Consider the following 15456-nt stretch of genomic DNA (forward strand, 5'->3'; position numbering starts at 1 on the left):
GGTTTTTTTTTTGGCTCCCGTTGGGGTCCCCCTTTCCGGTCCCGGGGGGGGTGGGCCGTTTCTGGGGTTGGTGGGGGTCCTCTTGGGTTTCAAAAATACGGGGGGGGTGGGGTGGGGGGGGTGGACATTTGCGGTGTCGCGGCTTGCGCGGTCTGCGCGCAATCTCCGCCAGGAGCTGATTAATGTCGATGTCGGCCATTTTTTTGCATGCTGAAGTAGGCGGGCTTTCCTCGCGAATTTGCTGTACTCGCCCTTTTCTTACGCTCTAAATATAACACCCTATATTGAGAAAAAGGGCCATTCCGCAGCACTTAACTAGCGCCATTAGTTTGCATTTCCGCAGGTCGCGAGAAATGGCCAGAAATATTTGCTGGCCATTCCCCGCTGGTCAGCCCCCATTCTCACAGTATGTGAGCAACGTCACACTAGAACGTGTTACAGAACGATAGACGTTACGGAATTTGTCGCGTACAATGCCGCGCCCCGGTTCTTTACCTGTAGCCCGCGCCCAGCGGCCTACCGTGGGCCAGCAGCGACTCCCGCTCGATGCGTATCAGTCGGCCGCCGATGCGCCGTGCCTTGAGGTCGCCGCGCCGGACCATTCGCCGCACGGTCTTGTCGGAAACGTCAAGGTAAACTGCGGCCTTCCGGATCGAGATCCACGGCGGCAGCTTCGGCAGGTCATGCATTAGTGTGCTCCCTCTTCGGGTCAGGTGGCGTAACCCTTGTGGCTACGCCAGGTTCTGACGGCGAAACGACAGGGGAGCGCTCTCGTGTGCCGTCGTGTCCAGTTTAGGCCAGCGTGACCGCGAATCCGAACACACTAGGGGGTCTCATTTTGGGAATCCTGTTGTCCCCATTTGTAAGTACCGACGCTTACGCCTGGCCCTTGGCGAGCTTGGACAGCGCCTCAGCGATGACTCTGTCTCGCCCCTGCGCCGCATGCTGATACCGCATTGCAGCCTGAGGTGTTGAGTGTCCGAGTCGGGCCATCAGCTCCGCGAGAGTCGCCCCAGACTGAGCCGCGAGCACTGCTCCCGTATGCCGCAGGTCATGGAATCGCAGGTCAGTGCGCTTCGCCTTCGTTCTGGCCTTATACCAATGTCTGTAGAGGGTTGACGGTTGCAAGTGCTCCCCTGTCTTGGCGGGGAACACTAGGGCGTTCTGTTGCTTACCAACGTGTTTGGCTAGGTGATCCTCAACAGCGGGGATGATGTGCGGCGGGATCGCCACGTCGCGGATACCAGCGTCCGACTTGGGATCGCCGATCTTCCATCCCTCATCGACGCGGACCGCCTGGCGGCGGATCTTCACCAGATCCTCATCTAGGTCGATGTCCTTCCGGCGCAACTCCACCAGTTCGCCGAACCGTAGCGCCGTCCATGTGGCCAGCAGAACCATCAGCCGCAGGTTCTCGGGCATCTCGGTCACGATGGTGTTGAGCTGGTCCAGGGTGGCGGGTCGCGGTTTGATCACCCGTGATGCGGTCGCAGCGCCAACGATCATGCAAGGGTTGCTGTCGATGATTCGGTCACGAGTCCGTGCCGTTTCTAGAATCGTCTTCAGCAGGCTGTAAGCGTGACTACGAGAAGTCGGCTTGTCGACAAGGGTTTTGGCATACCAGCGGTCGACCTGTTGCATGGTGATCGTCCGGACAGCCTTGGCGCCGAACGTCGGGTAGACGTGGCGCTCCAGAATCTCTTCATAGTGTTCCAGCGTCCGCGGCCGAAGTGCCCGACCCTTCACGGTTCGCGTCTCCAGCCACCTCGCCGCGTAGTCCCTGAACGTCACATCAGCAGCGCGCTTAGCCTGCTTCTGCTCTTCGGTTCCAGGCGGACTCCACAGCTCGCGGTCGATCTCGCGACGGCGATCCGTCAACCACGCCTCGGCGTCCTCCTTGGCACCGAAGGTGCGCGGAGCGTCGTAGAGTAGGCCATCGGGTCCGGTGTATGACGCCTTCCACCGACCACTGCGGAACTGCCGCAAACGCCCGAACTTGCGTCGGGTGGAGCGAGGTTCACGCGCCACTGTGCTCACCCCAGTATCCAAAGCTGCACGACTTTTGCACCACATGAGTGTATAGCTGTGGATGATTGAGTCCAAGTAGGTCCGGTGGTACTGTTTCTCCTATTAGCAGGTCAGATGCCTGTTAATGCAGGTAGAACAACTACACAGGAAGTTTGCTCAGGCGGTTTCAATCCCAGTATCGCGCACCACACTTTTTGCAGGTCAGAGCGGTTTCCGCCGAGATTGGGGCGGCGGGATCTAAACGACCAACCAATGGCATCGGGTGATTCTGTGGTCCCCCCGAGTCGATTCGCAGACCGGTCTACACATTCGCGATCAGTGACCGCGACAACACCGCCCGAGTCAGCGAGACTGTCACCGGCCTTGAAGGCGATGTAATCGCCGAGCACCTTCCCATCGGCCGATTGGCGAGGTGGCGACGACCGGCAGCCGACCCCCGTTGGTGATCCGCCAGCGCGCGATATCGCCTGCGTGAGTCGGATGACGACGTGTGGTCCCCGGTAGGCCTGGCACGACCCGTGTGCAACCCTGCGCCGCTAGTCGTTGACGATGATCTCCGACAGCTTCGCAGCAATCGTCTCGTCGCCGTCCCCTGTGCGGCGTGCTGATCGAGCATGGCCGCGGCCGGAGTCGAACGGCGGAGGCGGGCCATCTATTCGGCGAGCGTGGTTCCCGCGGCACCATCCCGTCGACCCCGATCGCCGGCAATCGCTCGACACCCGAGAACGTCGTTCGTCACGACGCCAAAGACACACACTTGTGGCGATTTTCGAGAGCCGACGGGACTCGTGGCTATCGTCCGGGGTGACGTCGGGTGTGGAAACGGCTGGGAACCACTATTGCGACGCGGTCAGGCGATTGACGGGTGAAAGCGGGCGCGCGTTGGCGCACTGTGCGTGGGCCGAAAACAATTGCGATTGCAGCAACTGCATCCCCGCGTGCATGCGAAGATCACCGCATTGCGCGTGCGGTTCGGTGCAAAGGGGGCTAAAGCGTGAGTCCGGCCGACGAAGACGACGCCATGCCCGATCAAAACGACGACGCCAAGGGATTCGACCCGGCCGACCTCAACTCCACGGTGATCGCAATTCCGTTGCTCAAGGAGATGAAGGCCGAGCCTCACGAGCCGATCAAAGTGGTGATCGCGCTGCACAACGGCTACGGAACACCGGCGGAGGCCGCGGAACGCGTTCGTACCATCGTCAACGACGTCATCGCGAATGGCCCACACCCCGGCGAAAGAATCGTGGAGCGTCCGGTCGAAAAGTATGTGGTCGCCCGACTGACGGCGGATTCGATCAGAAGCGTCGCCGCGCGCGACCGGGTGGCAAAGAACAGGGCCATCTACCAGATTTGGCCGGACTTCGAGGTGACCGCGTTGATGAACCGGTCCGTGGCGACGGTGAAGGCGAACGCGGCCCGCACGACGTTCGCCGCGGAGGGCGCGGAAATAGTGTGGGCCGTCGTCGACTCCGGTATCGATGGGACGCACAAACACTTTGCCGAGCACAAGAACCTCGAACTGGACCCGTCGCTGAAATTGAAACATCGCGACTTCACCGAAGGCGCGACTGCGACGAGCGCACTACAGGATGCATACGGCCACGGAACACACGTAGCAGGCGTCATAGCCGGGGACAGCAAGAAATTCGGCCGAGCCAAACCTGCCGCCATCCGCGCTGTACTCGACGAGAACGGCGACACGGACTACAAGCCGCTGCCGGTCAAGGAGCGATTCGTTGGCATGGCGCCGAAGTGCAAACTCGTCAGTTACAAGGTCCTTGACGACAAGGGACGAGGTGACACCACGGCGATCATCGCTGCGCTGCAGGACATTCAGAAAGTCAACAGCTACGGTGACAAACTCAAAATCCATGGCATCAACCTGTCGGTCGGATATCCGATCGACCCGACCTGGTTCGCGTGCGGTCAGAGTCCCATCTGTGTCGAGGTGACCCGTCTCGTCAACTCCGGTGTCGTGGTCGTCGTCGCGGCGGGCAACACTGGATATGGCTTTTACAAGAACCGCTCGGGCGCAGGCGTTGCCGCCGGAATAGGGCAGACGATCAACGATCCCGGCAACACCGAGGCGGCTATCACAGTCGGGTCGACACACCGCGACATGCCCCACACGTATGGCGTCTCGTACTTCTCGTCCAAAGGGCCGACCGGTGATGGTCGCGCCAAACCGGACGTCATCGCGCCCGGCGAGAAGATCCTGTCGTGCGCGGCGGGACAGAAGAAGGCCGACATCGTAGCCAAATTGGGCGAGGGGGCGTCGGTTGACTACGTCGAGGACAGCGGCACCAGCATGGCGGCAGCACACGTCTCCGGTGTGATCGCCGCTTTCCTGTCGATCCGTAACGAGTTCATCGGCAAGCCTGCCGAGGTGAAGAACATCTTCACCTCGACAGCGACCGACCTCGGCCGTGTTGCCGACTTCCAGGGTAGAGGTCTCATCGACCTCATGCGGGCCATCCAATCCGTCTAAACCATCAGATTTGGGGATCGAAAAATGTTCGACTCATTCGGGCTTCGCGCCGCCGAGGTGCAGTTCGACAAGAACGCAGAGATTGTCGGTTCGGCCGACGACGTGCGCAACCTCGCCGCAGACGGCGAGATAACAGACCTGGTCGTCATGTCGCACGGTTGGAACAATGACATGGCCCAAGCCCGCGAGCTCTACGGCAGCCTCGCGAAGCAACTCCGAGCCGTTCTAGACGAGAACTTGATACCCGGGCTGGCCGAGCGCACCATCGGACTCGCGGGAGTGTTGTGGCCATCCAAGAAGTTCGCGGAGGAGGACCTCATCCCGGGCGGCGCTGCCGCGGCAGACTCTCCGATAGGGCAAGCCGAGGTGCAGAGCGCGATCGATGATCTTCGTTCAGTGTTTCCGTCAGCCGCCGACCAGGCCATCCTCGACAAGGCAAGCCGGGAGGTCCCCCATCTCGAGGACAAGGCATCAGCGCGGGAGAAGTTTGTCACCAATTTGTTGTCGCTGCTCGACCAGTCGGCACAGGAACCCGACGACGGCACGACCGACCTGTTCGAAGTCCCGCCGCGAGAACTAATGGACAGGCTTTCCATACCAGCCGAGATCGCGCCACCGGAACCGCCGACTGAGGGTGGGGCGCTGGGCTTGGCCGGCGAGGACGACCCCGATAGAGAAGGTGGTGCCGCCGGTCTTTTCAGCACGTTGGGCGGCTTCTTCGGTGCCGCCAAGAACCTGCTGAACGGCGTCACGTATTACGAGATGAAGGCGCGTGCGGGTACGGTCGGCGAACGCGGATTGGCACCGCTGATCACTCAAATTCTCGCCGAGCGCAACGGTTTACGCATCCATCTGGTCGGACACAGCTTCGGCGGCCGACTGGTCACCGCCGCCGCGAGCAGCCTTCACGAGAACAGCCTGGCGAGCCTGACACTGTTGCAGGCGGCGTTCTCTCATTATGGTTTCGCAGCCGAATGGACCCCGGGGAAGGCTGGCGCTTTCCGAAGCGCCATCGTCAACCACGCCGTGTCCGGCCCGATCCTGATCACCCACACCGGAAATGACAAGGCCGTTGGAATCGCGTATGCGATCGCGTCACGCATCGCTGGGCAGAACGCCGCCGCCGTCGGCGACGCGAATGACACCTACGGTGGAATCGGGCGCAACGGCGCGCAGAAGACGTCGGAAGCGAGCTTCGGCGAGCTTCTCGACGTGCAAGACGCATACACATGGAATGCCGGCGCCGTGCACAACCTCAAGGCAGACCGGTTCATCAAGAACCACTCCGACATCAAGGGAAAGCCTGTCGCGTACGCCATCCTGTCGGCGGTCGCGAGCACCTGACGGCGCGACGCGCGGAGTCAACGCGAGCGTGCTGCACAGCGCGCCACACGAGCCGACGTGATCGAGTTCGATCCATCGCTACCGCCTGAGCCCGGTTTGTTAACGGCGGTTGCGCGTTCCGAGCACGTCGCGGGGATAACCCGAGCGCGCGAAGAGACCGTCGGCTGAGTCCCGGACGCGTCGGATCACATCGGGTACGGAGACGTCGACCAGGCTCCCCTGGTATTTCACGACGTTTCCTCCCACCAAGACCGTCCACACATTCGACGTGTCGAGCAGCGTCACGACAGCGCCGGTCGCCGAGTTCAGAGGCGCTGCGTTGAGCCTGTCGGCTCGCAGCACAACGACATCAGCCTCCTTGCCCGGAGTGAGCGACCCCGTCACGTCTGCGAGGTGCGCGGCATGCGCACCACCGATCGTGGCCATTTCCAGGATGTCGCGCGTCGACACCACCGAAGGCAAGTCATTCTCACCGCGTGCACCCGCCTCCTGAATTCGGCTCCGCTGCAACGCAAACGCGGCCTTCATCTGCGCGAAGAGATCTGTCGGCCCCATTGAGACGGCGTCGGTACCCAAGCTGGGACGAAGGCCGTGATCGAGCGCCGGTTGCAGACCGGCGAAACCGTGTTGAAGGGTCTGCTCGACGATGATCGACAGCGACACCTTTCCGCCCGTCTCCGCGATCCACCTCCAGGTGCTGTCTTCGAGCCAGGTGCAGTGGATGTATGTGGTGTCGCTGCCCATCACACCGGCGCGCCCGAGTTCTTCGAGCCCCAGTCCGCCCTTGGTGTAGTTCACGTGGGTGAAGATGGGAACTCCCACTTCCCTTGCAAGCGCCCAATTGTCGGCGTCCATCGGGCTGTGCAGAGCAAGAGTGACCAGGCCGTCGCCGGCAAGGGCATCTTTCAGGCGGTGCAGATCCTGTGGGTACGCGTAATCGGGGGCCGGGATGTTGTCACCGGTCGTCGGCGAGTACACATACACCGCACGCAGCCCGGAATCCTGGAGCCCACGGATGGCGGCGTCGGTGTGGGCTGGGGTGTAGGAGCATTGGGAGGTGTCGACAGCGGTGGTGACGCCCGCGTTCAGACACTCGAGCGCTCCCGCGTACTCGCCGATATAGACGTCGTCCGATGTGTACTTGTGAAAGATCGCGTCGGGACCTTCGCGGGACTGTGCGAAGTAGTCGGGCGCCAGCGCATCCGTCCAGTACCCGCGCAGCGCCGTTTGGAACATGTGGATGTGACTGTTCACGAACCCCGGGATGACGATGCTGCCCGAGCAGTCGATCACCTCGCCGTCAGTGCCCAAGTCCGGACCGACATCTCGGATCGTGCTGTCCTCGATGAGGACGTCCCCAGCGACCAGATCACCGACGTCAGGATCCATGGTCAGGACCGTGGCATTCTTGAGCAGCTTCCGCTTCCCTTTCGGCGCAGGGGGATTCTCCCCAGTCGCCGGCCCAGCCAGACCCGCGGCGCTGCCGTGCGATGTTTTCGGACTAGTCACAAAGGTCCTCCTCCTCGTTGACGAGTTCCCAGCCGGCGAGTCATCGCGGAGCCAGCAGGTCCGGTTGCGGAAGCGCCATGCCACGGTCGACGCCATTGGTGGACGCAGAACCCCGACGGATCACGTTCGCATCGGGTTCCGCAGCCCCATAGGGGGTCGCTCAATCGAAATTGTTGCGTCGGCCCTCCCGCACGTAGTCGACGGTCGATTTGATGTGCTCCTTACCGTGAATCGACTTCTTCTTGGCCACATGGCCGAACATCTGAATCCCGAAGCCGCCGTCGAGGTCATCGGTGATGCGCTTCTTCCACGGGCGCCGGACGATCTGGGTGGTCAAGCGGCGTGTGGTGCGCGGCTGGGACATGATGTGGCCGGCGATGGTGCGGGCACGGTCGATCAACTCGTCACGCGGAAGCACTTCGTTTACCATCCCCCACTCCAGCGCCTGCGCCGCGTCGATCGCCTGACCGGTCAGCAGCGCATAGGCGGCCCGCTTCACCCCGAGCAACTCCTGGAAGCAGTTGTGAATGCCGTCGGCGGGAACCGAGCCGATATCGAAGTGTAGATCGAAAATCCGTGCGTCCTCGGCACATAACGTGATGTCGCACATCAGCACGATCTCGGAATGGAAGCCGCTTCCGTTCATGATGCCGATGGTGGGAATTTCCAGGTCATTGATCAACGAGCTGACGTTGATACGCCCGTCCTTGTACGCGTACTCGTAAGCCCAGTACGTCATGTCTTCGTCTTCGAGGGCAAAGCCTTCCGGATCGGAATCCATCATGAATTCCTCGCCCGATCCGGTGAGAATCAGAATCTCGTTCTTCGGGTCGGCGCCGACGGTCTTGAGCATCTGACCGAGCGCGCGGTGGTTCTGCACGCTCAGCTGGATCGGTCCGCCGAGGGTGTGCGCTTGGACGAGGAGGACCCCGTCGTCGGAGCGTTCCATCTTGAAGAAGTCTTTGAACCGCTCCGAATACTCATCGAAATCGGGTGTATCAAGAAAACTCTGCAAAGACATGGCACTCCTTAGTTGCTACTTCACCACTCGGTAGAGATTGACTTGGTTTCAAAGTGTTCGAGATTCCCGGCGTGTCCGCCTTCGCGGCCCGGGCCACCACTCTTCATCGATGCAATCAAGGGCGACGGTTTTGCTCGCATGGGCGTCGCCATCAGACCGGCGCATATTCGCCGGCATCCACTTCGATCTCGGGCACCCGGGGCGCCGGCTCCTGCCGGCCGAGGACCGACCACGCGGCGTCGACGATGTCCTGCGTGGACAGTCCGTACTTCTCGAAGAGGAACGGCGCCGATTTGGCGCCTTCGGCGAAGGTGTCGCGCAGACCGATCCGCCGCAGGGGCCGGGCCATGCCCGATTCGGCGATGACTTCAGCGACGGCAGAACCGAGTCCCCCGATGATGGTGTGGTTCTCGGCAGTCACTACTGCGCGAGCACCGCGGATCACCTCCTGGACTGTCTGTGTGTCAAGGGGTTTGATCACGGGTGCGTTGACCACGCTGACGCCGACGCCGTGTGCTCCGAGGAGTTCGGCCGCGCGCAACGCACTGGAGAGCATCATGCCGTTGGCGATGAGGGCGACGTCGTCTCCCGGGGTGAGCACCTGGGCTTGCGACAAGCTGAACTCGTGGTCGTCTTCGAACAGCACGGGGATCTCGCCCCGTTTGAGCCGTAAATAGACCGGGCCGGGAACGTCGACGATCTGCGGGACGGCCTGGCGGATCTCGACCGCGTCGGCGACATCGACGACGGTCATGTTGGGGATCGCGCGCATCAACGCGACGTCGTCGATCGCCTGGTGGCTGGGCCCGCCGGGGCTGGAGATGCCCGGCATGAAACCGACGATTCGCACCGGAAGCTTCGGATAGGCAATGGAATTGATGATCTGGTCCAACGGACGACGGGTCGCGAAGACTCCGAAAGTGTGGACGAACGGGAGAAATCCTTCGCGGGACAGCGCGCCCGCCATGCTCATCATGTTGGCTTCGGCCATGCCACCGTGGATGAAGCGTTCCGGCAGCGCGTCTTGAAAGAGGTCGATCTCGCATTGTCGGGTGAGGTCGCCGGTGATGCAGAGGATTTCCTCCCGGTTTCGCGCCGCATCCAGTAGGGCCTGCCCGTAGGGCTTAAGGACGGTGGCGTAGGGCGGTGTGGCAATGCAGTCTCCAATTCGTGCTCGGGTGGGGCGGGCTCAGGCCAGGCGCGACTCCAGTTCGCCGATGGCGGCCTCGGCGAGGGGCGGCGGCAGCTTGATGAAGTGGCCGTCGGCGTCGGGGGGAAGCACGGACAGTCCCTGCGCCGTCGAGGTGCGGCAGATGACGACCGTCGGTGACTCGGCGGTGGCTGCTGCCGACAGTGCCTTGGCGACCGCTTCCGCGTCGTGACCGTCGACGTCGTGGGCGTTCCACCCGAACGATTCCCATTTCGCCGCAATGGGTTCGACGGTGGTGATCGAGGACACCGGCCCGTCGACCTGGGAGTCGTTGGCATCGAGCAGCACCACCAGCTGATTGAGGCGGTGATGGCCGGCGAGCATCGCCGCTTCCCAGACCTGGCCTTCCTCGAGTTCGCCGTCGCTGACGAGGACATAGACGCGGCTGTCGTCGCGGCCCTTCAACCTGTTCGCCAGCGCGAACCCCACGCCGCCGGACAAGCCGGTCGACAGCGACCCGCACGTCAGGTCGATGGCTGGGGAACGTTCGGTACCAATCGCTTCCAGCGGTGAGTCGTTCTCGCCGTAGGTGGCCAGTTGTGCCTCGCCGAGGCTTCCCATCTCGGCCGCCGCGGCGTACATCCCGATGATGTAGTGGCCGGGCGAGCACACCAGCTTGTCGCGGTCGGGTCGGTAGGCCGTGCAGTACAGGGCGGCCAGGAGCTCTGCCGAAGACAGGACTTGTCCCAGGTAGCCGAACCCGTGTGGGGCGACCATGCGAACCGCGCGGAGCCGCAAGCGGTCAGCGAATCGCGTGAGGTCGATGTGGTCGGCAGTGTCGTTCATGGTTGTGCGTCCAATCCACTCGTGAGGCATCTACTTGCCGAGTTCGATAAGCCGGTCGCTCATCCAGTCGGCCATGACTGGGCGTGCGATGCTGTACGCCCCAGTGAGGTCGAGCGCGCGTGCGCGGTCAGCGGCGTCGTCGAAATCGAGCCGATGAGCGCCTCCGCACGACGGGAACTGTCTCGAAGCAGCGCAGCAGACAAAGCTTGGTCGACGGCCATGGCCATCTCACCTCCTCGTTAGGGAGCCCACCACCGGCTGCGCGAGTAAGCTGAGTCGCGATGTAATCGATTACGGACCGTACTCGCACCGCCACAGGGACGTCAATACCCCGTCACGAAGTGCCTTTGGCGCTATGACGGCAAACGAGAATGCATACGGCGCAACAGGTGTTCGCCCTGTTAGCATCGGTCAATGCCGAAGCGTCGCAATGCTCCCCGCATCAGCGATGTCGCGCGCGAGTCGGGCTTTTCGGTGGCCACGGTTTCTCGCGCGCTCAACCCGTTGACGGCTTCTGCGGTGAGCCCGGAAGCCCGCCGGGCGGTCGAGGCCGCTGCTGAGGTGCTCGGCTATCGCCCCAACGAAGCCGCGAGGTCGCTGCGGACCAACAAATCGCTCATCGTTGGCGTGGTCGTGCCGGACATCGCGAACCCGCTTTTCCCCCGCATGGTGCGCGGCATCGACGATTTACTCGACGACGCGAATTACAGTTCCCTGCTGGCCAATTCGGGTGGTGATCCCGCGAAAGCGGACAAGGCGATCGACCGCCTCCTCCAGCGAGGAGCCGACGGGCTCATCATCGCGACCTCCAACCTCGAAGACCGGCGCCCCAGCGTGCTGTTCGATAGCAATTTCCCCGTCGTTCTGCTCAACCGCCGTACCTATGACACGCGCGTGCCGAGCGTCACGGCCGCAGGCTCCCGCGGAACCGCAGCGGCGCTGGCCCAACTCGTCAAAGACGGCCACAGCGGTATCACCGTGCTCGCTGCTCCTCAGCACACCAGCACAGGCTGGGAGCGTTTGCGCGACATCGAGGGAGCGGCCGCCAAGCGACTCGGCAGGACATTGCCGGTGGTGAAGGCGACTGCGGTGTCAGAGAGCGCGGGCTATGAGGCGATTCGCGATCTCCTCGAGTCAGGCGACAGCGTCCCCACCGCCATCGTCGCGGCCAACGACCTTCTGGCCCTGGGTGCCATTCGCGCGATTCGGGAGCGCAATCTGCGTGTCCCCGAGGATATCTCGGTGGTCGGGTTCAACGACATGCCGTTCTGCGACCGGATGGATCCCCCACTGAGCACCATCGGCTTCGACCACTACAAGATGGGCGCGGAGGCCGCACGGATGGTGATGAACATGATCGCCGGCGACGTCAAGCCGAAATCGATCAGGATTCCCACGGTGTGGATCCCCCGCGCCTCCACGGCCGTTTGCCGCGACGCGTCGAGTCGCGTCTGACTCAGCTGTCGGCGGCCAGCGGCATCAGGTGTGCCGATCGCGCCTGCTGCACGTACAGCGACAGGAAATCCTCCTCGCGAAGGCCGGTACCGATCGCCGACTGGATCAGCTGGTGCACGGCGGCACCCGCGGGCATCGGAACCTCAAGCTCCCGCGCCGCCGCAAGACCGAGGTCGAAATCCTTGCGCAACAGTTCAGTTGTGAACGTGGGCGTCCAATCAAGTTGCACCAGATCGGGCGTCCGCTTGCGCATCCAGTCGCATCCCAGCACGGTGGCGTTCAGGAACTCCAAGAACGCTTCACGCGATGTCCCGCCCTTTTCTGCCAGCGAGATCACCTCGACAAGTCCCTGGACGATGATGCCCAAATACAAGTTGTGACAAAGCTTTACCAACCGGCTCTGTTCTTCCGTGCCTGCATGGACCGCGACTTCGGCGATCTGCTTCAGGTACTGCAATACCTTGTCGAACGTCGATCGCGGTCCTGAGGCGACAATGCACGAGTGACCCTCGGCGACGACATGCGGGTTGCCGCTGATCGGGGCGGCCAGAAACTCGACCTCCTCGGCGGTGACGGCTCTGCGGATGTCGGCTGAAGCCTCTGCGGAGACGGTTGAGCAATCGACGATGACCGACGGCTTTCGATCGCCGCTCAGCAGGCCTTTTGGCCCGCGCACGACCTCATGAAGGTCGCGTGGCGTCGACACCATGATGAAAACGATGTCAGCCTCGCACAGGTCGACGATCTCGGCGACCACCTTGGCACCGCGCTTCGCCAGCGGAACCGTCTTTGCCTCGGTGCGGTTCCATACAGCGACGGTGTTGCCCGCATCGAGCAGGCGGCCAACCATCGCCGCGCCCATACGCCCCGTGCCCAGCCAGCCAAGATTTGCCATGCGGACGTCCCCTCATCGATAGGTGCTTGCTCGGTGCCGTTACGTGCGTCTAGGTAACGGGCTCGCCGGCAGACTGTAATCGATTACACCGTCGACGGTCAATCGGCCCTACGACGGGTAACTCACTCAGCAGTGTTGAACCAAGAGTGAGCTACAAAGTGCTGCAAGCTCTTTCAGCGCCCACATCGAGCTGAATTGTGAATTTGACGACGGTTGGACGCCAAAAAGCGTCGCGGAATTTACAAATGAGCGCAGGAGGGGGTGAGCATCCGGCCGAACACAAGCAGGCCGAGACGAGCATCCGGCCGGGGAACCGTCCGCTATGCGGCGGGGTGCACCGCCCAGAAGTTCCAGGGGTACTCGCAGAACAAGGGCAAGCCGTCCGGCGACTGTGCGGCCACATGCTGACGGAAGTCCGGCGACTGGCCGTAGACGTCGAGGATGCACTCGGAGCGGATCGCACGCACGCCGACGAGCTTTCCGCCGGGCACCCATTGCGATTGCTCACCGGGCAGCGGGCTGCGGCAGGCCAACACGTTGCCGTTGGCGTCCCAGCCGAAGACAAACCTAGTGGTGTTCGTGCACGGCGTCCCCAGCGCGACACCGTCTTTCATGTTCGGCACTGGCGTATCCCCCGGAGCCGCACCGGCCGTCGGCGCCGCGCAAAGCGCGAGTGCGGCGGCGGCTGCAGCTACAAATGGCGCACGAGTCATGTTCGCAACATACCCAACACCGCTTGAAACTAGTCCGCGCACCCCGTTACCCCGACGCGCGAGATTCCACGAGATACGGTAGATAACAGTGGGAGCGGGCTACCACGACGCGATCATTGAGCCCACCAAAGCGAGCAACGCGTCGATGGCGAAGAACAGCGGCACGACGCTCGGGTCGTAATACAGAGCGAACGACGCGCAGGTTGGGAGATCAGCTCCCGCTACCATGCGCATATCTTTACACGATCACCGCTGGAATGTCGATAATCAATGCCAAGGTTACTTAGCAAGCGCAACTAGCTTATTTGCTGATTCTGTGTCCTGGCACTGTCCTGAGAAAGCCTGGCCGTCGTGCCGACCCGGGCGGGTCAACCCTTCGGGAGGGATGAGCTTCCGCACGCCGTCGACGCAGGCGATGCCGCCCGTCGTCAGAGCGTTCTGCTGCTCGTCCGGGGACTGGTCGGCCGTTGGCTGATCGTTTGACGGCAAATTTGGCACGGGCGCCACAGGCGGTTGCTCACTCGCCGACGTGAGCACATAGCGCACATTCAGGCGGAACGACGGGCATTCCTCGGTTGTCGCAAGCGAATCGGCGTCCGCGACGGCGCGGCGGACGTCGGGGCGAAGCCGATTACTGTCCAACCATGGGACGCGTCATCGTGGTTGTGATCGGCATCGTGGTCGCCCTCTTCGGGCTGCTCTTCGCGCTACAGGGATTTGGGGTGGTGGGGGGTAGTCCCATGAGCAACACCACCACCTGGTCGATCCTGGGCCCGATCATCGCGCTGATCGGCGTCGCCATAGCCTTCAGCGCCGGCCGCGGTCGCAAGCCCTGAACGCGTCGGCCGCGAGGCGATTCGCTCGTCAAGCAACTCGTCGATGAGATCCGTGGACGGTTTGCCGCCCAGCCGACGGATCGACGCGCTGACGGCAGCAAGTAATGACAACTGTCGGTCGATGGCGCTGATGTCGCGGTGTTTCACTACTCCCCAATCACCGGAACTCCCGGATGCGGCATTCGATCGTAGGCGCCGCGGCGGGTCTGTGCCGGGATTGGCTCCGGCGTGCCGACAAGGTAGCCGCTGCCGGCTGACCCCGGCCCCGTTCGCCAGATGGAGCAGGGGCTAAGCAGTGCAGAAGGCAGGTTCGCAGTTCCCGCTGCAGACAGCAACGACCGGCGCGCGCAACTCTGGTTTGCGACGCGCCGGTCGTCGGCGTCTGTTATTTCGGTCGCGAAATCTGCGTTACGGCAGCCACTTCCACGGCTTGTCCCAATGGCCGGGCGGCGGCACGAACGGCAGATGGGCGATGTGTCCCGGCGGCGGGACGAACGGCAGGTGACCGATGTGGCCCGGCGGCGGCACCGGATCCCAGTGCTTGTCGGCCTGTGCGGTCGCGGTGCCGAATCCGAGGGCCCCCACGCCGAGGGCACCGGCCATCACCGCGCCCGCGACGATTTTCTTCAACGTGTTCATCGTGAACTCCTGTCCACTCGTTTGCGGCACGCCCTACACAACGCTCGACTTGGGTTAGCGCTTCCAGCGCACCGCGTTCACATGTCGGAGGGTCGGCGGCATCAATCGATGGCCTCAATCCGTCGCGATGCACTCAACGACCCCTCGACAGGTCTGTCGACCCCCGCGGGCCGATCGTTACGCCGGGCGTGCGGGCTGGGCCCGCAGTGTGTGACTCGGCGCGGTGCCGAACGCCGCCTTGTACGCCAGGCTGAACCGGCCGGCGTGGCTGAACCCCCACCGTCCCGCGATCGCGGTGACCGTGTCGTTGGCGGGGTCGGCCGCCTTCAGATCGCGGTGTGCCCGATCGAGGCGTACCCGCCGCAGATACTCCAGCGGCGTCGTGCCCATGTTACGCCGGAACGCGTATTGCACCGAGCGCGGTGAGACATTTACCGCTGCGGCAATATCTTCCAGCCCGATGTCGGCGTCAGCGTTGTCCTCGATGAACGCCATTGCATCTCGCAGGATGGGCGGCATTCTCCGCCCG

Annotated in this window: 15 protein-coding genes; 4 read left to right on the forward strand and 11 right to left on the reverse strand. The window is 62.9% G+C overall.

Annotation, left to right across the window (positions count from 1 at the left end; genetic code table 11):
• Positions 1 to 491 precede the first annotated feature (491 nt).
• Positions 492 to 689 (reverse strand): helix-turn-helix domain-containing protein, encoded by a 198-nt coding sequence (locus CQY20_RS22610; RefSeq protein WP_097942320.1) that lies wholly within the window; start codon positions 687 to 689, stop codon positions 492 to 494.
• Positions 690 to 876: 187 nt separating this feature from the next.
• Positions 877 to 2028 carry a tyrosine-type recombinase/integrase gene (locus CQY20_RS22615; RefSeq protein WP_234816368.1) on the reverse strand — a complete coding sequence of 384 codons (1152 nt, stop codon included), beginning with the start codon at positions 2026 to 2028 and terminating at the stop codon, positions 877 to 879.
• 994 nt (positions 2029 to 3022) lie between these two features.
• Between CQY20_RS22615 and CQY20_RS22620 the strand changes: the two genes are divergently transcribed.
• Both CQY20_RS22620 and CQY20_RS22625 read left to right on the forward strand, forming a co-directional pair.
• Positions 3023 to 4519: a S8 family peptidase gene (locus CQY20_RS22620; protein ID WP_097942322.1), complete on the forward strand. Its 1497-nt coding sequence runs from the start codon at positions 3023 to 3025 to the stop codon at positions 4517 to 4519.
• Between the two features lie 24 nt (positions 4520 to 4543).
• On the forward strand, positions 4544 to 5863 hold the full coding sequence (locus CQY20_RS22625; RefSeq protein ID WP_207767311.1) for a hypothetical protein: 1320 nt from the start codon (positions 4544 to 4546) through the stop codon (positions 5861 to 5863).
• Positions 5864 to 5962: 99 nt separating this feature from the next.
• On the opposite strand, the gene CQY20_RS22630 is transcribed toward CQY20_RS22625, so the two are convergent.
• From CQY20_RS22630 to CQY20_RS22645, 4 genes are all read right to left on the reverse strand, one after another.
• Entirely contained in the window at positions 5963 to 7252 is a 1290-nt protein-coding gene (locus CQY20_RS22630) for an amidohydrolase family protein (RefSeq protein WP_097942323.1), read from the reverse strand.
• A 280-nt stretch (positions 7253 to 7532) separates the two neighbouring features.
• Complete coding sequence (locus CQY20_RS22635) at positions 7533 to 8393, reverse strand: enoyl-CoA hydratase/isomerase family protein (RefSeq protein WP_097942324.1); 861 nt, start codon at positions 8391 to 8393, stop codon at positions 7533 to 7535.
• 151 nt (positions 8394 to 8544) lie between these two features.
• Positions 8545 to 9561, reverse strand: a complete 1017-nt coding sequence (locus tag CQY20_RS22640) for a transketolase family protein (protein WP_207767316.1) — start codon at positions 9559 to 9561, stop codon at positions 8545 to 8547.
• A gap of 21 nt (positions 9562 to 9582) precedes the next feature.
• Positions 9583 to 10389 (reverse strand): thiamine pyrophosphate-binding protein, encoded by an 807-nt coding sequence (locus CQY20_RS22645; RefSeq protein ID WP_207767312.1) that lies wholly within the window; start codon positions 10387 to 10389, stop codon positions 9583 to 9585.
• 414 nt (positions 10390 to 10803) lie between these two features.
• On the opposite strand from CQY20_RS22645, the gene CQY20_RS22650 reads away from it, so the two are divergent.
• On the forward strand, positions 10804 to 11844 hold the full coding sequence (locus CQY20_RS22650) for a LacI family DNA-binding transcriptional regulator (protein WP_097942327.1): 1041 nt from the start codon (positions 10804 to 10806) through the stop codon (positions 11842 to 11844).
• A gap of 1 nt (position 11845) precedes the next feature.
• Here CQY20_RS22650 and CQY20_RS22655 read toward each other — a convergent pair whose 3' ends face one another.
• The 3 genes from CQY20_RS22655 to CQY20_RS35990 form a co-directional block, all read right to left on the reverse strand.
• On the reverse strand, positions 11846 to 12739 hold the full coding sequence (locus CQY20_RS22655) for an NAD(P)-dependent oxidoreductase (RefSeq protein WP_097942328.1): 894 nt from the start codon (positions 12737 to 12739) through the stop codon (positions 11846 to 11848).
• Between the two features lie 320 nt (positions 12740 to 13059).
• Entirely contained in the window at positions 13060 to 13362 is a 303-nt protein-coding gene (locus CQY20_RS22660; RefSeq protein WP_097942329.1) for a hypothetical protein, read from the reverse strand.
• Between the two features lie 189 nt (positions 13363 to 13551).
• Positions 13552 to 13680, reverse strand: coding sequence for a hypothetical protein (locus CQY20_RS35990; RefSeq protein WP_272938828.1), 129 nt, complete (start codon positions 13678 to 13680; stop codon positions 13552 to 13554).
• A gap of 416 nt (positions 13681 to 14096) precedes the next feature.
• Here CQY20_RS35990 and CQY20_RS22670 point away from each other — a divergent pair, with 416 nt between their 5' ends.
• Positions 14097 to 14288, forward strand: a complete 192-nt coding sequence (locus tag CQY20_RS22670; RefSeq protein WP_097942331.1) for a hypothetical protein — start codon at positions 14097 to 14099, stop codon at positions 14286 to 14288.
• A gap of 408 nt (positions 14289 to 14696) precedes the next feature.
• Here the strand turns inward: CQY20_RS22670 and CQY20_RS22675 are convergent, their stop codons facing one another.
• Entirely contained in the window at positions 14697 to 14927 is a 231-nt protein-coding gene (locus tag CQY20_RS22675) for a hypothetical protein (protein WP_097942332.1), read from the reverse strand.
• 177 nt (positions 14928 to 15104) lie between these two features.
• Entirely contained in the window at positions 15105 to 15422 is a 318-nt protein-coding gene (locus CQY20_RS22680) for a helix-turn-helix transcriptional regulator (protein WP_207767314.1), read from the reverse strand.
• Between the last annotated feature and the right edge of the window lie 34 nt (positions 15423 to 15456).

The organism is Mycolicibacterium agri (assembly GCF_002553505.1).
Classification (GTDB): Bacteria; Actinomycetota; Actinomycetes; order Mycobacteriales; family Mycobacteriaceae; genus Mycobacterium; species Mycobacterium agri.